At 43.9% G+C, this 25730-nt stretch carries 24 protein-coding genes and 1 pseudogene; 6 read left to right on the top strand and 19 right to left on the bottom strand.

What is annotated here, in order from left to right:
- Positions 1–5 precede the first annotated feature (5 nt).
- Both N646_RS15630 and N646_RS15625 read left to right on the top strand, forming a co-directional pair.
- Positions 6–1322 carry an NAD(P)/FAD-dependent oxidoreductase gene (locus tag N646_RS15630; RefSeq protein ID WP_017821266.1) on the top strand — a complete coding sequence of 439 codons (1317 nt, stop codon included), beginning with the start codon at positions 6–8 and terminating at the stop codon, positions 1320–1322.
- Positions 1319–1669: an ethanolamine utilization protein EutQ gene (locus N646_RS15625; RefSeq protein ID WP_005375208.1), complete on the top strand. Its 351-nt coding sequence runs from the start codon at positions 1319–1321 to the stop codon at positions 1667–1669. Before N646_RS15630 ends, N646_RS15625 begins: the two co-directional genes overlap by 4 nt.
- Positions 1670–1894: 225 nt before the next feature.
- Here N646_RS15625 and azu read toward each other — a convergent pair whose 3' ends face one another.
- From azu to norR, 4 genes are all read right to left on the bottom strand, one after another.
- Complete coding sequence (gene azu, locus N646_RS15620; RefSeq protein WP_005375211.1) at positions 1895–2347, bottom strand: azurin; 453 nt, start codon at positions 2345–2347, stop codon at positions 1895–1897.
- Positions 2348–2682: 335 nt separating this feature from the next.
- Positions 2683–3333: an HAD family hydrolase gene (locus N646_RS15615; protein WP_017821265.1), complete on the bottom strand. Its 651-nt coding sequence runs from the start codon at positions 3331–3333 to the stop codon at positions 2683–2685.
- 267 nt (positions 3334–3600) lie between these two features.
- Positions 3601–4119 (bottom strand): DUF7691 family protein, encoded by a 519-nt coding sequence (locus N646_RS15610; protein WP_005375218.1) that lies wholly within the window; start codon positions 4117–4119, stop codon positions 3601–3603.
- A gap of 398 nt (positions 4120–4517) precedes the next feature.
- Positions 4518–6050: a nitric oxide reductase transcriptional regulator NorR gene (gene norR / locus N646_RS15605; protein WP_017821264.1), complete on the bottom strand. Its 1533-nt coding sequence runs from the start codon at positions 6048–6050 to the stop codon at positions 4518–4520.
- Positions 6051–6240: 190 nt separating this feature from the next.
- Between norR and norV the strand changes: the two genes are divergently transcribed.
- The 4 genes from norV (at position 6241) to N646_RS15585 (ending at position 10344) form a co-directional block, all read left to right on the top strand.
- Entirely contained in the window at positions 6241–7743 is a 1503-nt protein-coding gene (gene norV / locus N646_RS15600) for an anaerobic nitric oxide reductase flavorubredoxin (protein WP_017821263.1), read from the top strand.
- Positions 7744–7751: 8 nt separating this feature from the next.
- A complete protein-coding gene (gene norW, locus N646_RS15595) occupies positions 7752–8900 on the top strand; it encodes an NADH:flavorubredoxin reductase NorW (RefSeq protein WP_017821262.1) in 1149 nt (382 codons plus the stop codon).
- 42 nt (positions 8901–8942) lie between these two features.
- Positions 8943–9281, top strand: a complete 339-nt coding sequence (locus N646_RS15590) for a DUF1971 domain-containing protein (protein ID WP_005375231.1) — start codon at positions 8943–8945, stop codon at positions 9279–9281.
- A gap of 184 nt (positions 9282–9465) precedes the next feature.
- The gene (locus tag N646_RS15585; protein ID WP_017821261.1) at positions 9466–10344 is read left to right on the top strand and encodes an NAD(P)-dependent oxidoreductase; all 879 of its coding nucleotides are present in this window, start codon (positions 9466–9468) and stop codon (positions 10342–10344) included.
- Between the two features lie 195 nt (positions 10345–10539).
- On the opposite strand, the gene N646_RS15580 is transcribed toward N646_RS15585, so the two are convergent.
- The 15 genes and pseudogenes from N646_RS15580 to N646_RS15510 all read right to left on the bottom strand — a co-directional run bounded on the left by N646_RS15580 (position 10540) and on the right by N646_RS15510 (position 25721).
- Positions 10540–11979 carry a catalase gene (locus N646_RS15580; RefSeq protein WP_017821260.1) on the bottom strand — a complete coding sequence of 480 codons (1440 nt, stop codon included), beginning with the start codon at positions 11977–11979 and terminating at the stop codon, positions 10540–10542.
- A 293-nt stretch (positions 11980–12272) separates the two neighbouring features.
- On the bottom strand, positions 12273–12890 hold the full coding sequence (locus N646_RS15575; protein WP_005375238.1) for a glutathione S-transferase family protein: 618 nt from the start codon (positions 12888–12890) through the stop codon (positions 12273–12275).
- Positions 12891–12904: 14 nt separating this feature from the next.
- On the bottom strand, positions 12905–13939 hold the full coding sequence (locus N646_RS15570; RefSeq protein ID WP_017821259.1) for an NADP-dependent oxidoreductase: 1035 nt from the start codon (positions 13937–13939) through the stop codon (positions 12905–12907).
- A gap of 151 nt (positions 13940–14090) precedes the next feature.
- A complete protein-coding gene (locus N646_RS15565; RefSeq protein ID WP_005385858.1) occupies positions 14091–14690 on the bottom strand; it encodes a TetR/AcrR family transcriptional regulator in 600 nt (199 codons plus the stop codon).
- A gap of 50 nt (positions 14691–14740) precedes the next feature.
- Positions 14741–15061 carry a N(4)-acetylcytidine aminohydrolase gene (gene yqfB, locus N646_RS15560; RefSeq protein WP_005385855.1) on the bottom strand — a complete coding sequence of 107 codons (321 nt, stop codon included), beginning with the start codon at positions 15059–15061 and terminating at the stop codon, positions 14741–14743.
- 67 nt (positions 15062–15128) lie between these two features.
- A complete protein-coding gene (locus tag N646_RS15555) occupies positions 15129–15524 on the bottom strand; it encodes a VanZ family protein (protein ID WP_017821258.1) in 396 nt (131 codons plus the stop codon).
- A 2-nt stretch (positions 15525–15526) separates the two neighbouring features.
- Positions 15527–16833 (bottom strand): annotated as a pseudogene (locus N646_RS15550) (oligosaccharide flippase family protein).
- Between the two features lie 8 nt (positions 16834–16841).
- Positions 16842–17873, bottom strand: coding sequence for a glycosyltransferase family 4 protein (locus tag N646_RS15545; RefSeq protein ID WP_017821257.1), 1032 nt, complete (start codon positions 17871–17873; stop codon positions 16842–16844).
- On the bottom strand, positions 17870–18703 hold the full coding sequence (locus N646_RS15540; RefSeq protein ID WP_017821256.1) for a putative capsular polysaccharide synthesis family protein: 834 nt from the start codon (positions 18701–18703) through the stop codon (positions 17870–17872). Before N646_RS15540 ends, N646_RS15545 begins: the two co-directional genes overlap by 4 nt.
- A 15-nt stretch (positions 18704–18718) precedes the next feature.
- Positions 18719–19966: an O-antigen ligase family protein gene (locus N646_RS15535; protein ID WP_017821255.1), complete on the bottom strand. Its 1248-nt coding sequence runs from the start codon at positions 19964–19966 to the stop codon at positions 18719–18721.
- The gene (locus tag N646_RS15530) at positions 19932–20984 is read right to left on the bottom strand and encodes a glycosyltransferase (protein ID WP_017821254.1); all 1053 of its coding nucleotides are present in this window, start codon (positions 20982–20984) and stop codon (positions 19932–19934) included. The genes N646_RS15535 and N646_RS15530 overlap by 35 nt, the downstream gene beginning before the upstream one ends.
- Positions 20985–20986: 2 nt before the next feature.
- The gene (locus N646_RS15525) at positions 20987–21796 is read right to left on the bottom strand and encodes a putative capsular polysaccharide synthesis family protein (RefSeq protein WP_005375261.1); all 810 of its coding nucleotides are present in this window, start codon (positions 21794–21796) and stop codon (positions 20987–20989) included.
- Positions 21774–23954, bottom strand: a complete 2181-nt coding sequence (locus N646_RS15520; RefSeq protein WP_017821253.1) for a GumC family protein — start codon at positions 23952–23954, stop codon at positions 21774–21776. Before N646_RS15520 ends, N646_RS15525 begins: the two co-directional genes overlap by 23 nt.
- A 15-nt stretch (positions 23955–23969) precedes the next feature.
- Positions 23970–24503: a polysaccharide biosynthesis/export family protein gene (locus N646_RS15515; RefSeq protein WP_005375265.1), complete on the bottom strand. Its 534-nt coding sequence runs from the start codon at positions 24501–24503 to the stop codon at positions 23970–23972.
- Between the two features lie 12 nt (positions 24504–24515).
- Positions 24516–25721, bottom strand: coding sequence for an outer membrane beta-barrel protein (locus N646_RS15510; protein WP_017821252.1), 1206 nt, complete (start codon positions 25719–25721; stop codon positions 24516–24518).
- Between the last annotated feature and the right edge of the window lie 9 nt (positions 25722–25730).

Here is a 25730-nt window from a genome sequence, read left to right as displayed (position 1 = left end):
AAAAGATGATTCATTTACCCAATGATGACGTGACGTGTGGTTGGTACCATGCGTTGCCAAGTATTCCAGAAAAATCGGCGTTAAAAGGTAAACAAAGTGCTGACTATGCCGTGTTAGGTGCCGGTTTCGCAGGCCTAGCTATGGCAAGACGTTTAGCTGAACTTATGCCTAATGCACGAATTATACTGATTGATGCGCAACGTATCGGCCAAGGGGCTTCAGGAAGAAATTCGGGCTTTGTTATCGATTTGCCTCATAAGTTTTCACTTGAGCATCCCGACCCTGAGCACAAACAAAAGTTATTGTCGCTCAACCGTTCTGCGATTGCTCAGCTAGACACTTTAGTGTCGAAGCACAGTATTTCTTGTCAGTGGTCAGCAAAGGGCAAATATCAAGGAGCCGTAGGGGCGCGCGGTGAAGCATATCTCGATCACTTTGAACACCTAATGAAAGACCTTAGCGAACCATACTTCCATGTTAATGGCAGTGAGCTGGCGAAAGTCTTGGGAACCAACTACTACAGCCGCGCAATTTACACGCCAGGTGGTTATTTAATGCAACCTGCTGCTTTGGTGCGTGGACTAGGGGAAAGCCTTCCAGAGAACGTCGAGGTGTTAGAGAACTCGCCAATCCGCAAGCTCAGTAAAGAAAACGGTTGCTGGGTATTACATGGAGATAGTGGCTCTGTTGAAACCCCTGAACTGCTGCTTGGGACCAGCATTTTTACTCGGGAGTTTGGTTATCTTAAAAACAGACTACTTCCAGTGATGACGTTTGCAAGCTGGACGCGTCCATTGACCGACGCAGAAATGCAACGATACGGAGGTGAGCTGAATTGGGGGTTAACTCCAGCTGATCATGCGGGAACGACGTTACGTATGACCGCCGATCGACGTATTTTGATCCGCAATACTTACAAACACGTGCCGAAATATGGCTCAAGCATGAACGATAAAGCCAGAGAACAAATTCGCGAAGATCATCGTCAGGTCTTTCTGGCGCGTTATCCCGAGCTGGCCGACGTACCATTTACTCACACATGGGGTGGGGTGTATGCCATCTCTCGTAACTTTACTAACTTTTTCGGTCAATTAGATGAAGGTGTTTATGCCAGCGCTTGTGACAATGGTGTTGGTGCTGCGTGGGGAACCATTTCTGGAACACTGTTAGCTGACTATGTCGTTGGTGCGACATCTAAATCATTGGATGACATACAGCAAGTGACAGGAATGCCTTGTTTGAATCCGCCAGAGCCTTTTTTAGGTTTGGGAGTAAAAACGCGTATCCAATTAGCAAAATGGCAAAGCCGGAGTGAATTATGAAGCAAGTCAAACTTGTTGATAGTAAAAGTCTAGATTTCAATGTTCGTGGTGATACGCCGGGAATGGCGTATGTTGCCAGGGCGTTAAGCCCAGAAATTTCACCAAACATTGGCGTAGGCTTTGCTAAATGGGAAGGCGCTAAAGTGGCTTGGACAGTGCTTTATGATGAAGTTATTTTCGTGATTGAAGGCTGTTTCGAGCTGACCGCAAATGGTGAAACACATTTTGTGCACCCAGGTCAGATGCTGTGGATACCGGAAGGAACTGAATTGGTTTATGGTGGGCATGCTCTGTTCGGCTATGTGGTTCATCCAGGAAACTGGAAAGAGTTACATGGTATTGAATGACTTTTATCATTTAGTAGTGTTACGGAAAGGCAAAATAAAAATCCGATTTTTACCCATGAGTTTTCGTAAAAGAACTTAATCTCAATGGAGCAAGGGTTTCTTACTTGCTATGTTTCTTGGTCACGTTTCCAGACGTGTTAGACCTTCTCAATTGCTATTTTATCTATCAAAAAGGGAAGCCTTGGCTTCCCTATAATGAGTCTTCTTTTGGCTTGGCTAAATCTTTTATTTTAGCTCAAATTTACCCTGCATGATTGCCCAGTGACCCGGGAACGAACAGAAGAATGAATAGTCACCGCCGGCTTTCATTTTCTCAGTACTGAACGTAATGCTGGTGCTTTCACCGCCACCAATTACTTTTGTGTGAGCGTAGACGCGATCATCGTTTGGTTTTACGTAGTTATTTTCTGCTCCAGCTGCCATGCCATCAGTACCGACTGCTTGTAGGTTGGCTGTGTCAGAGATGACCACGTTGTGACCCATCGATTGCGCTGGCATCTTACCTGTGTGATTCAGCGTCAGTTTTACCTCTTTACAAGTGGCTGGTACGCTCAATGTTTTAGTAGAAAACTGCATCATATCGTTAGCATCTAATGACACTTCACACTCGGCACTGGCTTGGGCACCAAAGCTCATTCCGACTAATGCGAAGGTTGTTGCTAATAAACGTAAAGACATATAACACTCTCCATTTTGTATTTTAGGCTGACTTGGATTGATCTTATCCAATAGTTCTCATTATCAGCCAATTTTCACTCCAAAAACGTGCTTCAATCGGTATATTGACGTTTTGTTGCAAGCTTGTACTGGTCAGTTCCGCTATTTGATCACTCAAATACCTTATTTCATGCGATTGCGTGAGTTAAATCAAAAATCGTGATGAACCAGAGTTAAGGTGAAATTAATCTCGCTAAACGGGTGGAAGAATCGTTTGGTTTTAAGGTATTGGAGAGGTTTCGAGAAAGAAGCTCAGCTAAATTGCTGAGCTTCTATAGAACAGACGACAAGTAAACCTAGCGAGTTTGCTTTAACGTGTGCAACACATCATGCAGTGAAGGTGCGACAGTATGGCCTAATTGCTTTATTTCGTCACAAGGCTCAACCAAATCAGGGATTTGATAAGTGATCATGTTCGCTGCTACCGCAGCACGCACGCCATTATTTGAATCTTCAAAGGCGAGACATTTGATTGGATCTACGCTTAGACGACTTGCTGCAAGCAGGTAGATCTCTGGATCAGGTTTGCCGTGTGACACTTCACAGCCCGTCGTTAAGTTGTCGAAATACTTGCTTAGGCCCGCTAATTCCAACTTCTTCTGTGCCACTTCTTTTGCTGTAGAAGTGGCGACTGCAATTGGCAATCCTTGGCCTTTCAACCACTCAAGCAGCTCAATCACCCCTTCTTTTACCGGTATCGCTTGGTGCTTAACCACAGCGTCGTAACGGTCGCGCCACTCTTGGTGTAAGCGGTCAAGATCATCCCCATAAGCTTTACGAAAAATCACTTCAATGCCCGCTGCATTGCGACCAATGATTGAAAGGTAAACATCTTTATAGAAGGGTAGGTTCTGGGCTTCACATGCTTCTTGGAAAATATGCATACAGACGCGCTCAGTATCAAGGAGCAAACCATCCATATCAAAAATAGCAGCTTGGTAGTTCATTACATTAAGACTTTTTGGTTGGGATGGCGCATTTTGACACAAGCAGATCGGTTTTTCTTCTAAAAATTAGAACTTGATTTTGATCCTATGAGTTCACATTGCCTCTGAACACACTATACACAGAGTCTATAAATTAGGTGTGAAATATAATGTTTTTAAAATTATAAAATTCAGTTAAATAGATAAAACTCTATCTTAATATAAGCTAGAGTTTTATTAATATTCTATTGTTATTTTAACTATTGGATAATTTATTAATAGTTAAAATTAATAATAAAATAATACCAAATCACGATTGTTTACGACTGCATGAGTGTACCAGCTCTTGACTTCAGATATTTGTTGCTCTGATAAGCCTCCGAAGTCAACGTTATCTTGGTGAATATCTTGATTTTTTATCATAAAAACAACAGGGAAATCGTCAGGGAATGGGAATTTTATAGGATAATCGGTATTAGTGAATGGAATATCGCAGAAATCGTTTACATCGCAAGGATACCAAGAGTTATTGGATAAGTAATAACCAGTTATCTTACATATAGCTTCAAGCAAGTAAGCATAGGCGTAACCCAAGTGACTGTATTTTATCTCTTCAGACAACATTTGCATAAGAAGCTCTTCAGCTCGGATGCTTTCGCCACTACTTTCCAGCATTTCATTAATCACTTTAAAGGAGTCTTGACACCTTTCCATGATGGCTTTTTCTAGCTCTGGATTACGCTCATTCTTTAGTACGTTAAAAACCTTTTCAGTATCTAATGAATATACTGTCGCCCCATATCCCATATTTTTATTCTCCTCACTTTTATACAGTTAAATTCATTTAAGTGTTTTTATCGAAGGGATTATATTTTGATGTTTTTTGAAGGTAAAGTGTATACATAGAGGTTGTATTTATTATGATGAACTTTGAAAGTTTAGATTCTTAAAATAAATACTATATATTTAATTTTATTAGATCTGGCTCATAAAAATACCTTAACTATTATTGTGTTTATTGTTAAGGGTTATTAAATCTGTGAGGTGGTTCAAGACAATAAAATTTAGAAGAAAATACCGTCAAACTTAGGTGGCTATTCTATCTGAGCACTCAGCTCACTACTTATAGTGGGCTGAGTGAGCGGTTGGGCATCGGCTCTTTATTTGGCGATGAATATGCCATATTAGGTGATATTCGTTAGTGTCTATTTTATCCCCAGCCGTTTTGCTAATCGGTGCAAATTGCCGTTATCTAATTCAAGCTGACGTGCCGTTGCTGCCCAGTTGCCTTGGTTTTTTTCCAGAGCTCGAACAATCATCGCTTTTTGGAAGGCGTCTGTGGCAGGCTTTAATCCGCCTTCTGGTAGCTCAAGCCGAGATTTTTGTTCCGTTTTTTCAACGTTCTTGATGTTCTGATTCGGCGTTCGAATATCAAAATCTTGCTCAACTAACTCAATGTCCATGGCGTGAGTACGCGCCTTTGCCAAAACACCAGCACGTTTAATGACATGTTCAAGCTCTCGCACGTTGCCTGGCCATGAATAGTCTTTAAGTGCCAGCACCAAAGCAGGAGACAAACGAATGCTGTTTAATCCCAATTTGCTTCTTAAGCGTTCGGCGAAAAAGCCTGCGAGTAATACCACATCGTCTTCACGTTCACGAAGAGGTGGAACATGAAGCGGGAAGACACTTAAACGATGATACAAGTCGGCTCGGAAGCGACCAGCAGTCACTTCTTCATGCAATATGCGGTTAGTGGCGGCGACAATGCGTGTGTTGACTCGAATATGACGGTCATCACCCACACGTTGAATGTCGCCGTATTGTAGAGCTCGAAGTAACTTGGCTTGCAGCTCTAACGACAGTTCGCCGACTTCATCCAAAAACAGTGTGCCGCCGTCGGCTTGTTCGAACTTACCCTTACGATTACTGATTGCGCCTGTGAATGCGCCTTTGATATGGCCGAACAACTCGCTTTCCGCGACTGACTCCGGCAGCGCCGCACAGTTGAGGTAAACCAAAGTATTGCTAGAGCGGCTAGAACGATGGTGAATAGCGCTAGCAACCAACTCTTTACCTACGCCCGTTTCTCCCATCACCAGCACAGACAATTCCGTATCGGCGACTGCATCAATCTGCTCTTGAAGATTCTTCATACCCTGAGAGTTGCCAATGATTTCGTTACTTAAGGTGCGCTTCTCGGCGTAAGAATCACGTGGCAGGCTCGCTTGTGTCTCTAGTTGTTCTAGTAGGAGTGCAGTGTGTAGGCCACCTGCTGCCAACGCGCTGACAAAACGTAACTCTTGGTTGCGTAGCCCATCAAATTGGTTGGGGTCGAAGGCGTCAATCGTAATAGCACCAATCAGTTGATCGTCGATCAGCAAAGGCAAACCAATGCAAGAATGGACATGCAGTTTGTCATCGTGGTTTGGAATCAAGCCATCGTATGGATCAGGTAAGTCGCTGTCGGAGGGAAAGCGCACGATATCGCCTGCTCGGGCAATGGCTTCTAATCTTGGGTGCTGCTCAATGGAGAAACGGCGTCCAAGGACCTCTTTCGCCAATCCATTGATCGCTAAAGGTTTAAAGTGCTGGTCTTCATACAAAAGAAGGGCAGAAGAGTCACACTTCAATACCTCTCGAATCGTGGTTAATAACGTGTCAAAGCGAGCTTGTTGAGTGAGCGCCGAGTTAAGGTCTTGCGTGATGTGTAGCCATTGCGCGATTAAAGAAGTCATAGCCAATACCGATTGTGTCAATATGACTATTGTAGTGTCTAAATGACAATTTTCAACTGTGTCTCAATGACAGTCATTAAAGTTGGGTTTCAATTAAGCTATTGAAATATATGGCAATTATAAGTTGGCACGCCCAGTGCAATACAAGAAGAAATTATTTTTGTTTATCCCGTCATTCAAGGTAGTAATTATGACAATTCACGTAAAAAACAACATCCACTGGGTAGGTCAACGCGATTGGGAAGTTCAAGACTTCCACGGTACAGAATACAAAATGACAAAAGGTACCAGCTACAACAGTTATCTAATTCGTGAAGAGAAAACCGTATTGATTGATACGGTCGATCATCGATTCAGTCAACAATTCATCCAAAATTTAGAGATGGAAATCGACCTTAAGTCTATCGACTTTATCGTGGTAAACCATGCAGAAGAAGATCACTCAGGTGCATTGTCGGCATTGATGGAGAAAATTCCGAACACACCAATTTACTGTACAGAAGCGGCGATTGATTCGATTGTGGGTCATCACCACCATCCTGAGTGGAACTTCAAAACCGTAAAAACGGGCGACAGTATCGATATTGGTAACGGTAAGCAATTAGTCTTCGTGGAAGCACCGATGCTGCATTGGCCAGACAGCATGATGACTTACCTAACGGGCGATGCAGTGTTATTCAGCAATGACGCATTTGGTCAGCACTATTGCGATGAACGTCTGTTCAATGATGAAGTGGATCAAAATGAGTTGATGGAACAGTGTTTGCGTTACTACTCAAATATCTTAACGCCATTCAGCAGCTTGGTAACCGCAAAAATCAAAGAAGTGCTGAGCTTCAATTTGCCTGTCGACATGATCGCCACGTCACACGGTATTGTATGGCGCGATAATCCGGTTCAAATCATCGAGCAATACTTAGCATGGGCAGACAATTATCAAGAAGATCGCATTACGATTTTCTACGATTCAATGTCAAACAACACTCGAATGATGGCCGATGCAATCGCGCAAGGCATTCACGATGTCGATCCTGGTGTGGCGGTCAAAGTCTTTAATGTCTCTAAGCATGATAAGAATGAAATTCTCGCCAACGTATTCCGCTCAAAAGGCATCTTGGTTGGTTCTTCTACCATGAATAACGTCATGATGCCGAAGATCGCAGGCATGCTAGAAGAAATTACCGGTCTGCGCTTTAAAGCGAAGAAAGCCGCTGCATTCGGTAGTTACGGTTGGAATGGTGGCGCGGTGGATCGTATCCATGCTCGATTGACCGACGCAGGCTTTGAAACCGCAGTGAGTTTGAAAACCAAATGGCGACCAGATGGTAAAGCGATGCGTGAATGTCGCGAACATGGTCAAAACATCGCGAAATTATGGGCAAAGCATGACCTGACAAGTCCTGTTATTTCTCCGGCAATTGCTGCGTCTGCACCACAAGTTCAATCACAACCTGCTGCGCCAGCTACAACACAGGCGGTAGTAGATACTGCTCCTAGCAACCCTAGTACCGAGGCGCATCCTGCAGGTTGTCAATGCATGGTTTGTACGGTTTGTAATTGGGTATACGACCCAGCTAAAGGCGAGCCTAACCAAGGTGTTGAACCGGGTACAGCTTGGTCGGAAGTGCCAGATTACTTCTTGTGCCCAGAATGCCATTTAGGTAAAGACGTTTTCGTTGAATACAACGGTTAGGAGGGAATATGCAAGCACCTATTGTGATTATTGGTAGCGGCTTTGCGGCTTACCAATTGGTGAAAACAGTGCGTCGAATGGACGCACATATTCCGCTGCAAGTGTTTACTGTTGATGATGGCGCGGAATACAACAAGCCCGATTTGAGTCATGTATTCAGTAACAAGCAAACTGCCCGAGACTTGGTAGTTAAAAGTGGTGAGGCGTTTGCACAGGAACACAACATCGAACTGTTCGCCCATACCAAGGTTGAGCATGTCGACGTGCAAGCTCAGCAAGTGGTCGCCAACGGCCAAACCTATCCTTATTCCAAACTGGTGTTTGCGACAGGCGCGAAAGCCTTTGTGCCGCCAATATCTGGTGGTGCAGCACCTGAGGTGATAACGCTGAACTCGCTGCAAGAATATCAATTAGCGGAAGAGCAAATTAGCCGCGCGGAACGAATTCTAGTAATGGGTGGTGGTTTGATCGGCGTCGAGATCGCCATGGATCTCGCAACCAGTGGTAAAGCCGTTACGGTGGTTGAGCCAAATCCCCGTTTGCTCGCTAACTTGATTCCTGAATTCGTCGCATTGCCACTGGAGAACCAACTTAAGCAGCAAGGTATTCAACTTGCCTTGGAGACTGGAGTTGCTGCGATTAATCACTCAAATGATTCGCTGGTGGCAAGCTTGAGCCAAGGTAAAGCAATTGAAGCTGATGTAGTGATTTCAGCGGCGGGTTTACGTGCAAACACTTGGTTAGCGAAGGCTTGTGGGTTGAGTGTCAATAAAGGCATCAAGGTGGATGCTCGATTACAGACATCAGCAGCCAATGTGTTCGCATTAGGCGATTGTGCTGAGATCCAAGGTCGAATGATGCCGTACCTCCAACCGATCGTGCTAAGTGCCAATGCTTTGGGCAAACAACTACTGGGGCAAGAAGCAGAGTTGAAACTACCGCCTATGATGGTAAAGGTCAAAACGCCGAGCTACCCAATTCAATTGGCAGGCGATTTTAGTTCGGTGACGAACTGGAGCGTGCAGATTTCTCAAACTGGCATTGCCGCGAAAGCAGAAGATGAAAATAGCCGACTCATGGGCTTCGTCGTGACGGGAGAACAAGTTACGCAAGCATTTCCACTACTCCGAGAGTTGTCTCAAGCCGCTCAGGCTTAACCGATTTTAACGAAAAGAATTGTAATTAGAGAGGGTATCATTATGTCGCATCTAAGAATTCCTAAAGACTGGACTGTTCAACGTTCAACGCCTTTCTTCACTAAAGACAATGTGCCACCAGCGCTACTGACTCATCACAATACCGCTGAGGGAGTGTTTGGACAGCTGTGCGTCATGGAAGGGCAAGTGACTTACTACGGCTTTGCTGATGAAAATGCCACAGAAGCAGAAGTGGTGGTGGTGATTAATGCAGGCCAGTTTGCTACAAGCCCACCGCAGTACTGGCACCGCATTGAGATGAGCGATGATGCTCAGTTCAACATCAATTTCTGGTCGAACAAGGACAAGAGTGGGCAAGCGATGTTCCATGCTAAGCAGTAGTGAACCTATGTAAGTGCTTTGACTGTTACGCTAATCGTCAAGTAAAGGGGTGTAGAAGGCGCAATAAACGGACTGCAATGCAGGATCATCGAGACCGAGGAAAGAGAAATCACGAGTAATGATTTCAATTCTTTAGTAGCATGTTACGAAACATTTCAGTCAGGTGAACTAAGGGAAGCGTGCAATGGAAAAACAACGAGTAGCATTTATTGGTCTGGGTGTGATGGGATACCCAATGGCTGGTTACCTAAGTAAAGCGGGCTTTGAAACCAAAGTATACAACCGCACAAAAGCGAAAGCAGACAAATGGGCTGAAGAATACCAAGGCGTAGCTTGTGAAACACCACGTGAAGCGGCGGAAGGCTGTGACATCGTTTTTACCTGTGTGGGTAATGATGATGACGTTCGTAGCGTTGTTTACGGTGAAGAGGGCATTCTGGTCGGCTTGAAAGCGGACGCAGTGCTAGTCGATCACACGACCACTTCTGCAGACCTAGCGGTTGAGCTGGCTGAAGCGTGTGTTAAGTACGGTAATCACTTTATTGATGCGCCAGTTTCTGGTGGTCAAGCGGGCGCAGAAAATGGTGTTCTAACCATCATGTGTGGTGGTGAACAAAGCATTTTTGACCGTGTGTCTCCGGCGATGGATGTGTACGCGAAGCAGATGACGCTACTGGGTGAAAACGGTCAGGGTCAACGCTGTAAGATGGTAAACCAAATCTGTATTGGAGGCGTTTTACAAGGTCTGAGTGAAGCTTTGTTGCTAGCACAAAAATCAGGCTTGGACATTGCTCAAGTTGTAGAAACACTTAAGCATGGCGCTGCAGGTTCTTGGCAGATGGAAAACCGCGCAAATACGATGGCTGAAGACAAGTTCGATTTTGGCTTCGCTATTGATTGGATGCGCAAAGACTTAGGTTTCTGTCTGCAAGAAGCTGAGCGAGTGGGTCTAGAACTTCCACTGACTAAGAAGGTGGATGAGCAATACGCAGACCTTCAACGTGATGGTTTAGGTCGCATGGATACATCAGTACTGATCAAAGCGGTAGCTAAAAATCAGTAGTTGATGAATCAGTAATAGATAAACAGTTCTTTGGTATCAAAGAGCTTAAAGAAATCTAAGTTAATCATAATGAATCACCTTGAGCATGTTTTGTGACTTGTGATTAAGGATTAGTGATTTGAAATCAGGAGGTGCTGTAGAGCACCTCCTTTTTTTCGTCTTTAAATCACACAGTGTAATGATTGCAGCGTTCGCTTACTTGTTTAAGCCTAGTGCAATTTCAAGACCTTTGCCGTACGCTTCGTCCGCTTGGTATGCGTGTTGAACGTGGCGCTGTTGGATGAACTCTGGCACACCGTCCATTGCGCGAGCTGTGTTGTCGAACAGAGTTTGACGTTGCTCTTCACTCATCAGACGGAATAGGTCACCCGCTTGGCTGAAGTAGTCTTCGTCTACACGGTGATCGTAGTGATCAGCGTTGCCGTTGATGCGTAGAGGTGGCTCAGAGTAATCTGGTTGCTCTGCCCATTCTTGTTTGTAGTTTGGCTCGTAACCTAGTGTTGAACCAAAGTTGCCATCAACGCGCATTGCGCCATCGCGGTGGTAGCTGTGAACAGGGCAACGAGGTGCGTTCACTGGTATTTGATGGTGGTTCACACCTAGACGGTAACGCTGAGCATCGCCGTAAGCGAACAGACGACCTTGTAGCATTTTATCTGGAGAGAAGCCGATACCAGGTACGACTGCTGCTGGGTTGAACGCTGATTGCTCAACTTCTGCGTAGAAGTTTTCTGGATTACGGTTCAGTTCGAACTCACCAACTGGGATCAGTGGGTAATCTTTTTGAGACCATACACGTGTTAGGTCGAATGGGTTGAAGTTGACTTCATCCGCTTCTAGCTCAGGCATGATCTGTACGTACATCTTCCATTTAGGGAAGTCTTGACGCTCAATCGCTTCGTAAAGGTCACGGTGATGGCTTTCGCGGTCTTTACCTACGATCGCTTCTGCTTCTTGGTCAGTTAGGTTTTTGATGCCTTGCTGAGTTTTGAAGTGGAATTTTACCCAGTAACGCTCGTTTTCTGCGTTGATGAAGCTGAATGTGTGGCTACCAAAACCATGCATATGACGGTAAGAAGCAGGGATACCACGGTCACTCATTACGATAGTCACTTGGTGGAATGCTTCAGGTAATGACGTCCAGAAATCCCAGTTGTTGGTAGAGCTACGCATGTTAGTGCGAGGGTCGCGTTTTACTGCGTGGTTTAGGTCTGGGAATTTTAGTGGGTCACGTAGGAAGAATACTGGTGTGTTGTTACCAACCAAGTCCCAGTTACCTTCTTCAGTGTAGAATTTTAGTGCGAAACCACGGATGTCACGTTCTGCGTCTGCTGCACCGCGCTCACCAGCTACAGTAGTGAAGCGAGCGAATAGTTCTGTTTTTTTTCCGATGTCAGAGAAGATTTTAGCGCGAGTGTATTTTGTGATGTCGTGCGTTACTGTGAACGTACCGTAAGCACCAGAACCTTTTGCGTGCATACGACGCTCAGGGATCACTTCGCGGTCAAAGTGTGCCAATTTTTCAAGGAACCAAACGTCTTGTAATAGTTGAGGGCCACGAGGACCTGCAGTCATAACGTTTTGGTTATGTGCGACAGGGCAACCTGCTGCTGTAGTCAATTTCTTGTTTGTCATTTTTCTTCCCCCTCCAGGGCTCAATACCTTAGAAACTGTAGAGGAGGTTATTACGGAAAAGCTGGAGGAGAAAACTGATATTGCTTATCAATTCAATAGATGGTGACTATGGTCGAAACTATATTAGAATCAGAAATTTACTACATTAGCTTGATTGACATAACAATCGACGTTCTCGAAAGCGATTGACTGGGGGGGGGAGCGCTATCCAGTTAGCGTGCCTGCGATGCTAGTAATATCGCCCCTTAAATGAAGTTTTACGTGTCATCAAAGGGGCGAAAGGGGGGAAGTAATTAAGAGTACTTCACTTCAAGTTGTTCAGCTTTTGCAAATGCTGGGTGTGTCGCGAGCTGTTTCCCATAACGTTCAATATTAGGGAAGTGATTAACTAAACCAAACTTTTGAACCAATTCGACAATGAAAGACATCATGATGTCTGCGCCAGTCAGCCGCTCTTCTACTAGGTAAGTTTTGCCTTCTAAGGATTGCTCGAAGTAGCCTAGTACATTCATTGCTTCCTTGTCGGCATAGCCTGATAAAAACTGAGTTTCATTTGGCTCTTTGCTTACGAAGATTTTTAGCAGCATAGGTAAAATTGCAGAGCTTTCTGCAAAGTGCATCCATTGCAAATATTCTGTGTGTGCTTTTGTACCACGCTCAGGAGCAAAGGCTCCGTCACTGTATTTCTCAATCAAATATTCGGTCATTGCACCTGACTCAATGATAATCTCGCCGTTATCTTCAAGAACAGGTGACTTTCCTAATGGGTGAACACTTTTTAGTTCTGGCGGTGCCATGAAGGTCACGGAATCACGGACATAGGGTACAATCTCGTAATTTACATCTAGCTCTTCAAGTAACCAAATGATGCGCTTTGAACGAGACTGATTGAGGTGGTGAAGTTTAATCATTTACATATCCCTTTTTATAATGGGTCGTTAATCTGTACTACAAGCTTGCCGAAATTCTTACCTTCCAACAGACCGATGAATGCTTCTGGCGCATTATCCAGTCCTTGTACTAGATGTTCGCGGTATTGGATCTTTCCTTCTGCCAACCATTGATTAATATCTTGCGCAAATTCACCGTAACGATGTCCGTAATCATCAAAAATGATGAAGCCTTGCACCTTGATTCGTTTGGTCAGGAGCTTACCCATTAGTAATGGAAGATGGTCGGTACCTTCAGGCAGCTCTGTCGCGTTGTACTGAGAAATCAAACCACAAAGTGGGATACGCGCATTTGTATTCAGAAGTGGCATTACAGCCTCGAATACTTTGCCACCTACGTTTTCGAAGTAAACATCGATACCTTTGTCACAGGCATTTTTCAGTTGTTCTGCAAAGTCTTCAGCTCTGTGATCAATACACTCATCGAAACCAAGCACCTCTTTAGCGTAACGGCATTTTTCTTCTCCGCCTGCTATACCAACAACTCGGCAACCTTTGATTTTACCAATTTGACCAACTGTTGCGCCTACAGGCCCCGTAGCAGCTGCTACCACGATGGTTTCCCCTGGTTTTGGCTGACCAATGTCGAGTAAACCCATGTACGCGGTAAATCCTGGCATACCTGCAACGCCTAACGCGTAAGAAGGGTTTTGCGGTTCTTTACCAAGTTTAATGACCATCTCACCAGTTGAGATAGCGTAGTCTTGCCAGCCAACAGTGTAGGCAAGAACCCATTCACCTGCTTCGTAATCTGGGTGGTTTGATGCTTCTACCTGACAAACTGTACCACCGACCATTACGTCATCAATTGCAACAGGGTCAGCGTATGATTCGGCATCACTCATGCGACCACGCATGTATGGATCTAGAGATAAATAAACCGTTCTCAATAGCATTTCACCCTCTTTCGGAGTCGGTTTCGTTACCTCTTCTAAACGAAAGTTTTCTTGTGTCGGTGCACCATGGGGACGTGACGCGAGTACTATTCTGCGATTTGTTGCGTTAGTCATATCTATCTCACTTGTTGATTAGACCGGTCGTCTAGTATTTATTTCAAAATATCCCGCTTATGTAAAGCGGGAAGGTTTACTGTGTTAACACTGACGCTTTTTCTGACAGTGAAACGTGTGTAGGGTGTTCATTCTGCTTCCACGCCGCCCGTTATGGGCAAGTGCGCGTATTCTGCAGTAAGTGTTGAGTATAGGTCAGACTTTGCGTCAATGCTGCCTGATCTTGATAAAGTTTGTTCAGCAAGCTAGCGCCATTCCAAAGGTAGTATATCTGCCTTGCTAATAACGCACTGTCACCATTGGGGATTGAGCCATCTTGAATGCCGATGTCAATGCAATCCGCTATCGCTTGAATGGTTTTGTCTGCTCCTTGGCGTAATGCCAAGCGCATTGACTCAGAGAGATCGGAGACTTCTGCACTTAACTTAACCAATAAACATTTGTTCGCATTACACACGTCGTCTTCTACTTTGACCATTTCTTCGAAATAGCTCATTAGGCGTTGGTAGCCACTCAGTTCAGTATTGGTAAAGCGTGCGTTTAAACGCTCAAAATACTTAGTAAAGTAGTCTTGAATCATCGCTTCACCAAATTGTTCTTTGGATTTGAAGTAATGATAAAACGAGCCTTTTGGCACTGCGGCCTTTTTTAATAGCTCTGAAAGACCAACACTCGTGAACCCTCGGTTTACGATCAACTCGTATCCGACGTCGAGAATATGTTGGCGTGTGTCATTCGTCTTTGCGTTCATGAAGTGTACTATAGAATGAATTAGACCAGTCGTCTAGTATTTGTTGTGGGTTATTTAATCAGCTCATACTCAATAACAAAGAGCGTGTCGGTATTTGGGTAGATTTCTCGAATTAACTGCTTGAGTTTTGGTAGTTCGATGGCTTCTTGTTCTGCATGAAACTCATTAATATCTTCAAAGTGAAGTGGTTCTACAGAACGTATCTTGATATCGCAGACTTTACGATCCGTTTCTAAGGTAAAAACTTCGACTTCTGTATTGGGTACGTAATGGCTTTCTGATTCATCTCGAATCGTTATCGTCTTTTTGCCTGACGTGATCAACGGGGTTAAGAATTCAAAAAAAGTAATCTTGGTTGGATGAGATGGCATGATGTACTCGTTAGTCTGGTTGTTTGGCGTAATTATATACCCAAATACCCCAGAGATTCCTGTCTTACTAGAACGATCGAGCGCGGATGAGGCGAATTAACTTGGCACTAAAGTAACCTGAGATAACGCCTATCCAGTTGGTGCTGAGATCATCAAAACTAAATGATCGATTTGGAATAAAAAGTTGGCTTATTTCTTCCATTGAAACGATAGCCAACAGCAGTAGCAAAAGACGAATCCCAAAAATGTCGGTTTTATTCGAGCTCACCAGAGAAGGGAACGTGAAAACCGATAAAAAGCCGATCAATAAACTGAAAGTAAAGTGAAGCGTACTCGATCCGCCTAAGTAGGTTTCCATTTGCAGGTAAGCGGTATGGTGTAGGTCAGAGCTTTTCCACAAAGAAAGTGAAGCGGTTAACATCAGGACTAAAACAAAACTCGTGCGTGCCAGTATTAAAGCCATAATTAACCTATTGGAAAGAAGCCTAAGTAACGTTTTACAAAGTACAGTGCAGCTAAATTCTGGATAGCCATGCCAATTGCCATTGCCCACGCTGCACCAATCACCCCAAACATTTGGCAAAGCGTAACAAGTAGGCAGATGGACACCGTACCGGAGGAAATTGTAATGTATTTCATGGTTCTCTCATGACCACTCATTAATAATAAAAAACCTACTGAACCAGTCGCAACATTGACTAACTGCCCCAGAGAAAGGACGACTAATAGTGGCGCCGCGGCGAGAAACTCCTCACCAAAAAACTGCATTACAAACTCGGGGAAGAGGGTGCAAATAATTACGGGTACAATCGCTAAACCAACATTGGCTCGGCACGCCAAGCGGCTCAGGTTCTGCAGTTTACGCATTTGACGCTCTTTGTAGAGAGAGGCAAACATCGGGGCGACCACAAAGTTAATGGTAATCAGCACGAAGCCAATCAGTAGTGATGTACGTTGGGCTGCGGCTAACAAACCGAGTTCCGCTGTTGAGATAAAAAAGCCCGTAATAACAAGGCTTCCCCATTGAAGAACATTCGTGAAGATACTGCCAACCCAGACTTGCTTGGCAGAAGAGACCATTTTTTTGTTTGGTACGAAAGCCGATGTTTGATATTGATCTGAGCCAAGCCAATTGGCACTAGATATGACCGCGACACCTATGCTCGCTAAAAGCAGTGCGGTCATTAGATTGTTGATATTTTGCTGACCGATATAGTCTAGGGCAAAGACAAAAATGACCATCAACATGCTTACCCCAAGCTGCAACGCAAACAGAGATGATACGACTTTTCTACATGCTTGAAGCACCCGACTGTTGGTTTGCGCAAGCACCAAGAAAGGTATGCAAAGCAAGCATAAAGTAATCGCATACATTGGTGATTGAGTCTGGTTTAGCTGTTCTGGAAACAGATTAAACCCTGCTAACAAAACGCCTATGGCGAGCAAGCAAAATGCCATACTTCGATAAAGTGCGGTTTTATAGTTTTGGCTTTGTTCAAGCTTCTCTTTGTTATTAAAAGCGATCGCATTGTAACGAACTAACGAGACATCAAAACCTAGCTGAGAAACGATAGCGAGTAGCGAGACTAGGTTGAATAAAAGAAAAATTGACCGGCCGTCGAAGCGTCACTGGTCTTCGATACAATCAGAGTCAGTAAAAAAGCAAATAGCGCACTCAACACACGCGTGATTGCGGTTTTTAATCCAGTAGATAACAAGCTTTTTTTACCGCTGGGCATCAACAGTAATTTTTGTTGAACAGTGTGAAACATAGGGGCATTTAACCGTAAAGTTTATTGAGTGCGAGGCGCTGTTTTTCTTCACTGAAGGCATCGTTTAATTCTGCTGTATATTGGCGAAAATCAATCTCTTCATAATGATTGACACAATGCGCGATCTGCTTGGCCATTTCTTCAGGTGTGAGCGCTAAAAACGGGTAGTTGAGATCTTTGGTTGCGCCGATGGTCCGAATAACCATAGGAAGATGTAACTTGGATGCTTCTAGAATGGTTAACGGCATCCCTTCCCATGCTGCAGTATGTAGATAAAGGTCTGAACCCTTGAGCTTTTCAACTACCTCATCGCGAGGCAGCATGCCCGTTACATCCACATTTTCAGTGCGTAATTTCTGTTCGAGTACGTGGTCACCGCCACCTATCCATGTGATCTCTATCGGGCGGTTAAGCGCATACCGATTAAGGAACTGCAATGTGCTGATAAGAAACTGAGGATCTTTTTGAGGCGCGACACGACCAAGTACAACGAGCTTCAGCGCTTCTTGCTTGTTTCGCTCTATACGATCTTCACTTTGATAAGACACGTAGTTGTTGAGCAGTTCGGCACGTTTCGCACCAATGCTAATGGCTAGGTCACATTCTCGTTGGCTACAGCCTGCAACCACATCAATTTTGCTCAGTTTTACTTTCTCTAGTGCTTTATAGATCTGGCGTGCAAGCTCTGAGATATCTTCACGTTCGAAGGCATAACAGTGCGGTGTGTAAACCAAGCGTGCCTTGCCAAGCTTTAGAAATCGGCCGAGAAATCCTGCTTTACTCGAGTGCAAATGAACGACGTCGGGACCAAGTGATGCAATCATGTGGTTTGCATCGCGAATAAATTGAAGCAAGCCGCCTTCTACCCACTTTGTCTGTACGAAAATGTGGTGGTTGTTCTCATTGGTCAAGTCGTTTTCTCGGGCTCTGGCTAGCAAGAAATGCTGATAAGGCTCGTCTCTGGATGAGTGAACATAACTATAGAGGGCGGTTTGAACGCCACCTCCAAATGCTTCTGTAACATGGAGCACTTTCTTCATGATGATTTTGTCCCTGGTGTTTGCATCCATTTGTGTTTAAAAGCATCACGCTCTTGCTCTGAATAAACGTGGCGATACAAGGGAAGATCGTACATATAGAACAGTTTTGAGAAGTCGTAGTGATTCTTAAAGTGTTGGTGGATATTGGAGTACCACTTGTTTTTCGCTTCGTTGCTGTTTTTCAGCACGAAGTCTTGCAACTCAAGAAACTCACCGATTTCTTTATCAAGAGAACTGAGCTGTTCGCATTTGATTAGCATGACGTTGGCCTGAGCGTTCTGGAATGTGAAGAAAGGTTGAGTGTTGTCCAGCTCTTGGCGCATCACATCGATATTGAAATTACGCTTTAACTCGTTGTCGAACCAGTCCGCAAAATAGTTGAGATTGATATAGTTATCAAAGCAATGCTCGAGGTGCTGATACGTGACTTCCATATCTCGGTGAATTGCATCGTTCTTTTTGCCTTCGATAAATTGCAAATGGAGATCTTGAAAGAAGCGAGAAAAGACAGTTGCGATTGGATCGCGGACCAGCGTAACGATTTTAATCTGCTCGCGTTTTTGTAAGATACGTTTTCGCTGCTTGAGCACTAAGCGATAGAGTGCGCGGTTTCGGAAGTCGAAGAATTTACTCACGTCTTTTTTATTGTGATACATGTGAAATTCTTCGTGATCATCAAAGGTGTGGATGTGATAGCTCGGGATATTTTTCTCCCCTAGCGTGTGCTCAATTGATGAGGAGCCAACTTTGCCCATTTGGTAAACTAAAACAAAATTATCAGCTTGGAGTTCTCGGTTCTTTTCAAATTGTCGAGAGATTGAATACTTCATCTATCCTATCCTTGATTATTCATATTCGTGGTGATGGTTTACCGGAAAAGTATGAGCAATGGCCCTTGAGTCGTTGCTCATGCTGATCATGACGGGTAATAAGAGTATTAAAATTATGGTGGTGTTTACCGCAACGAAAAACACCATGATGAGGGCGTATATCGCAAGTAATAGGCTTTTTCTGTTTTCATTAAGACTACGGAAGCAAAAGCGAATAAAAAGAAAATAACCACCAAACAGCAGACCGATACCAAGTAATCCGTATTCAATTGCGGTATCTAACACAAAGTTGTGGGTGTAGATCGCCAGCTCATCATAGTTAAAGTAACTGATCATAAAGTTGGGTAACATTTTCGCGCCGACACCTAACACTGGGTGTTGAAGTAAAATATCTAGCCCATTGGCAAGTAAAAGTTTTCTATGAAGATTCGATACCCAGCGGGCTTCACTTTGGTTGGCAAATAAGACGTCTTCTTGGGTTATTTCCAATGTGTCTGCTAGCGTTTCAAACCCAACGTAGAGTGTGGTTGTGACGGCAGTAAACACAATAAAGCTTAAGGCTAATAAAATCGTCCACGTGTACGTTTCGCTGAGCGATTTTCTCATTAAGTTTTTTACGAGCAGTTGGTCAAAGAAGAAAAGCAGACAAAAACCAAGTAGCGCTTTTCTTTCTTGTGACAACACCAGTAATACTAAAGCTACGAGCATCAAAAGGTGGAAAGCGCGAATTTTATCTCGATAAAGGTACAGTAGTGAGCACAGTACACCGAACCCGTATTTACTTACCCCGAGTAACTTAAACCCACTTTGATAGCCCTGAGCAAAGTGCCATAAGGCAACGAGCGTACAGATGAAAAACAACAGATACGTGAAATATACCATTACCCGTTCGTCATCAAACACGCCATAGGCGTACATTAGGCTCAGTAGGCACAAAATCGCTAACCATTGCACAGTTTCTATAACTAGCGGCATTAAAGGGACGCGATTTAGCAGACCATTTATGAACACATACCCAGTGAACAATACGAGGAACCCCATACAGGGATGCATGAGTTTTTCAGCTTTTCCTTCCAATACCACTAATGCAGTAAAACCAATAGACAAAAGGCTTGCGATGTCAGATGGGGCTAGCGCTATTCCTCCAGCACGAAACTTCATTGGAATAAAGAACAATACTAATAGGCATGCTGCAAGCAATGAGGCGCGATGGCTCGATGGCGCGGAACTATTTGTTGGCGCAAAGCTGCTGGTAGATTCCATAGTAACCTTCACGAAATTTATCGATGGTGTAGAGAGAGGCCCTATTGACTGAGTATTGACTTGCAGCGTCGTACCGCTCAACACTTTCACACAGCTGGAGGACTTTTTGGCTCAGTTCAGTGGCGTTACCAACTTGAAATAAATATTCGGCACGTCCGGTGACGTCATCCAAACCAGGTACGTCCGATGATAATACGGGTAAGCCTGCTGCCATGGCCTCAACCGCCGCCAAGCCAAAGCCTTCGACGTGCGACGATTGCACGTAAATATCCATGTCGTTCAAAAAGGCTGGAACGTCAGAAACTACGCCATGAAAGTGAACACGTTGCGCGACGTTGATTTTTGTTGCCAATTCTTGCAGTGACGATTTTTTTTCTCCATCTCCCGCAAGGTGGAGTTCGTATCGTCTTGGTAAATGGATAAGTGCTTGGATAAGCGTTTCATGATCCTTATGTTGGTGAAGTCGGCCCACCATTCCAATCTTGATAACTGGTTTGTCGATTAGGTGGCTGGCGCATCTTGGCGTCATAGAAAACCTTTTTAAATCAACGCCATTGTGCACCACGTGATATTTGTGTTGGTAGCGAGGCATGAACTTCACCAGTTCATCTTGTACTTTTTCACTAATACTGACTGTCAAGTCGTGGCCCCAATATAAGACGTATTCCATGAACTTAAACAGCGGATAGTCACGTCGACGGTTATAAGAACAGTGCTCAGTCTGGATTCGTTTTTTACCTACCGCCAATAGCGCTAGGTAAATGGAAGGGTAGAGGTGCCCGTGAACGACATCCGGCCAACGCAGCAAAGAGAATTTCTCACTCAATGGCAATGTGCGCCAGTTAAAACACTCTATGCCTTGGGCGGATAGCATTGGTAAGTAATCATTTTCATCACACAAGACCAAAATTTTGATTTCGTATTCAGGCTTATGTTCTAAAACAAGGTCGACTAAGAACTTCTGAGCACCGCCGTTCTGAGAAAGATCATTGATAATATGTAGAATCTTGGTTTTCATGATTAATTGGTCAGATATTGCTGTTTAAGGTCGGTGATTTCTGCATTTGAGAAAAAGTGCTTCGTCAATTTAGAATTCAGCATTTCTTCAACGTACTCGGGTGTAGGTTGAAATTGCGTTTTGAATTCTTTCATTAGTGGCGAGTACCATTTGTTGTCTGATTGATTTTCATAAACAACATCCACGGGGTAACCTAAAAAGTCTTCAACTGCGGAGTTAGCCTTTGTTAGCTTGTCACTTCGAATGACCAACAGCGAGAAGTTATTGTTATGGTATGTTTGATAGCCTACTTCGTGATTAAAAGACTCGTTAAACACATCAATCCCTGTTAGTTGTTTGATCTCGTTGTCAAACCACTGCAGCGCATATTGATGATTCATGTGCTTATCAAATGCTTCTTGGAGTAATTGCGGTCGTTCGGTACGTATTGCGCTGTCATCCTTTAGATATTTGTCCGCCATCCAAAAAGGAAGTGCTTGAAAGAACATTGAGACATTTCGTCCGATCGGTTCACGCACCAGCGAGATAATTCGAACTTTTTTCTTGCGCTTTAACATATGGCTCATCGTTATACGCTTTAGTCGTCGCTTTAACGCATTGATCTGAGGCTTATGCAATTGCGCTCTAACGGGGGATATTTGTTTTTGCGCATCGACGGTCATAAGGTCGTGCAAGTGAATCGAGTTAGGAATGGAATGCTCTAATGCACTCGAACCTACTTTGCCCATTTGATAGATCAATACCGGCTGTTCTTGGCTTTTCAACGTTTGGTACCAAGATAGGTTTACGTTAGTAGGCGTATTTCTGGACATAAAGCGTCTCTCCTTCCTTGGCCTTGGCTTGTGTGATTAAGACGCCAAGAGATGGAACTGAGTGTTGTATTTGTTTAGATAACGCAAGGTTAACCAGTGATGATTTTGTTGATTCTGAGCGAATGACGGTGATCAGACCATTGGCATACTGACCAAGAATAAGTGCGTCACTCACTGACAGTAGGGGTGGTGTATCGATAATGATCCGGTCATACTTATTTTGAAAATGTTCGAGCAACTTTTTAAAGCGATCAGAAGCCAGTAATTCCTGTGGGTTTGGCGGAATTAGGCCGGCCGGTAATACATCTAAGTTGGCTTCTTTTATATGTGTAACACAATCTTTGATTGGCGTATCCATCGTCAGGATATGCGTTAAGCCAGGGCTTGATTCAGCAATACCGAATCGCTTTGCGATGGAAGGTCGACGTAAATCGCAGTCGATGATCAACACCTTTTCCATTTTTGAAAACGACACCGCCATATTGATACTGGTCGATGTTTTTCCTTCTTCTGGAATAGCAGAGGTAAAGGGCAATATCTTTTGCTTCGTGTTGGTTAATCTGAGCAGAAGCGAGGTTCTGACGGAGCGGCAAGCTTCACTAAATAGCTTTTCTTCATCATCTAAATACGCGGTATAACTGACGCCGTTTTTACGCAAATTGCGTTTTTTGACCATAGGAATCACACCTAAACACGTAACACCAAGTTTTTCCTGCACATCGGTTGTGCTTCGGATAACTTCTCGCATCGTTTCTAAGATGATGACCAGAGCGCAAGCAATGGCAAAGCCAAAAAAGGTGGCAATCAGTACCAGTTTGATTCGTTGTGGTGCCACCGGGAATAGAGGAATGATGGCTTTATCAGTAAAGCGAGCCGTGACATTCTTGTAGTCGCTGGTGGCGTTGGTCTCTTTCTCACGATTTAAGAACGCTTCATAGAGTGCCTTATTGGATTCAACCTCGCGTTTTAACTGTTCGTAACGCGCTTTTTGTGACCCTAACGATTGGAAGTCTGACTTTTTGTTATCGAGTTCTGCTCGAAGCATGTCCTCTTGCGCTTTTGCAGCAAGAAGGTCTTGTTGCTTACTGAAGGAAATGTCCCGGATGAGTTGCTGGGTTCTTGATTGAATTTCAGCAAGCTGTGCTTTCGCCTGAATCATTCGATCATGCTTAGGTCCGTAGCGCTGTGCCAGTTCAGAGAGATTTTTGGCTGCCTGTGCTTCCGACAATTTTAGATCGCGGATTTGCGCTTGATTAGCGAATTCATCAATTGACAACAAGCTGTCTAAACTTTGCGAAGATTTACGTCGTAACAGTTGGATTAACGTCTGCGCTTCAATACGCTTATTAACAGCGATATTCAGCTTGCGAGTGAGTTCTTCTAGCTCATTTGCGTAAATTTCATCAATACCGTTTATATCGATCAACCCTTCTTTTAACAAGAATTCTTGCAGCGCTTGCTCCGAGTTACGTAATCGCTCCTCCAATTTTTGAGAGTTATTTGTCAACCAAGTAGCCGCATTTTGTGTAACGACCAATTTGGCTTCAAAATTTGCGTCAATGTAGGCTTGGCCGACCGCGTTGGCGATTGTCGTCGCAAGCTTAGGATCGATAGAACGAAAGCGAATTCTGACTAATTGGGTGTTACGTACTGGCTCAATATCGAGTTTACTTCTGAAAGCTTGAAGTGCCTGATAATAGGACTCTGAAAACTGGGCGGTTTCTTTTGGGCTTGGTGCCACATTCAGTAGGTCTTGAACAAAAGGAATCGACTTTATTTGGTCGATTTTTTTATTTAACCCCCCTGAGCTTGTGAATTCAGGTAATTGGGTAAGGTTCAGCTCTCTAATGACCTTATCTGCAATATGATTCGATTTTAAAATGGCGATTTGCGTTTGAAAGTACTCTTTTTTTGTCGTGTCGACGCCATATACTTCCTCGATTGAAAGGGCGCTTTTTTGCTCCTCTTGGATGAGTAGCGTAGCTGTAGCTTGGTATATCGATGCTTTGGAGTAGATATACCAAGTACAAGTTAATGAGAACAGAAGCGTGAATGCTGCGATGCTTAGCCAATTCTTTTTAATCGCTTTGAAGTGATGGCCAAAACGAATCAGTTCTACTTTGTTCATCTGGAGATTATTTGGATGAGTCCCGTTCATTTGATTCCCTGTCACTTAAAAGAAGCTCTGGTCAATAAATACAATGTCACCAGGTTCAACGTTGCGGTGCATACTGACCCCTTCCATCGTTTGACCTGTTTTATGCTTGGTGAGGTTAATGCCTTTGCGTGAGGCTCTGTCGGTCAAGCCACCTGCTAGAGCGATGGCCTTCTCTATGGTTAACCCTGGACGGTACTCAAATCCACCAGGTTTCCTGACTTCGCCATTAACGTAAAACAGACGAAAGTTATTGATGGTGACCATCACTTTTGGATTGATGAGATAATCGCCTTTTAAGCCCGTTTCTATTTCGTACTTGAGTTGTTTTGGTGTTTTTTTGATTGCTTTGATTCGGCCAAGGTAGGGGTAATCAAAATAGCCATCTGACGTTATTAGAATATTTTTAATCGTAAGATCTTCTTCACCATAGACCTGCACGGAAATGGTATCGCCAGTATCGAGTAAGTAATCTTCCTCGTTTGAGTCAGCGTTGACCAAAGTGCTAAATAGCAACAACGCTACACTCATGAATTTGATGAATGCCTTCATTAATAATCCTTTTTACAGAGAAAACTGTGCGCTTAAAGTCCAAATGTTTTGTTCGAAGCTATAACCCGATCGGCTAGAGTTTTTATCTTGGTATTGCCAATCGGCTTGCAGCTGTATCCAACGTTTGATCTGATAATCGATACCAAAAGATAGAGTGTACCGATCGTCGTTTCTGGAGATTCCCGTGTAATCATCTTGTTGATAAACAGCACCTAAGCGAGTTGCAAGGTAACTATTCCAATCGTGCTTGAGGTTCAGTCGGTAACGAGTTTGTAGGTTGTAATCGCCATCTTGATCGGGGTTAACCGCCGCTTGAGTGGTTTTCACGCTGACTAGAGTTTGTTCTTGAGGCAACCATTCAAAGCCGATATCCCAACTAAAGCCTTTAAATGTCTCTCGTTGAGCGCTGTCAAAATCTTTGATTTGATAACCGAGTCGAGCGATGCCTTTGGTTTTTCCTGTGACTTCCCATTCGGCACCGGTGTAATAGAAACTGGTGTTGTTATCTTTCGATGGCTGCGCAGAATTTCGGTGCTGATACTCGGTTACGATTTGGTTTGTTCCGACTAACCAATAGGTTCTTGGCGTCGCTCTTAAATAGAACTCCAAATGTGCATTGGGAGCTCGAAAATCGTTGTATTTAGTTTTAGCGTTTGGGCGACCAGGCAAGCCGTCACGATAGTTTTGATAGGTTTTATCACTATAGCCTAAACCGAATTCGAGTCTGCCTTTGGCACCGTTAGATCCAAAGACATAATTGGTTTTTACATCGTTACGGTTGAACTCTATTGGTGAGTCGATTGCGCTACCATTACCTTCGGTAATATCTTCTCCTCGAACTTCATGCTGGGCGCGAAAACGGTAATCAACCACTAAACGATGACGATGATTAAATTCGAAAAAGTTGGAAAACTGAAAAGTGTGGTCGTCGAAGTCGTTGCGATCGTCAGATGAAAAGCCAGCTTTTAACTTATATAAAATATCTGCGCGATAGCGATTCCGTTCTATACGTGCTAGTAAGCTTGGTTCTATACCCCAAATATTGACCGATTCTACATTGCCGGATTTTTCCGCTTTATTGATGTTGTCATCTCCCTCGTAGAAAGTTTTTACGAGGGGAATCAACTCTATACCAGACTCGGTTTGGTAAGCCATCGGTTCTGCGAGCAAGTCAGTAGAAAACAGACTTAATGCTATTGCCATTGTCAGTTTCTTCATAATCTTAAC

Source organism: Vibrio alginolyticus NBRC 15630 = ATCC 17749, from assembly GCF_000354175.2.
Lineage (GTDB): Bacteria > Pseudomonadota > Gammaproteobacteria > Enterobacterales > Vibrionaceae > Vibrio > Vibrio alginolyticus.
Note: the sequence above shows the minus strand (reverse complement) of the source record. Positions and strands in the feature narration are given on the sequence as shown.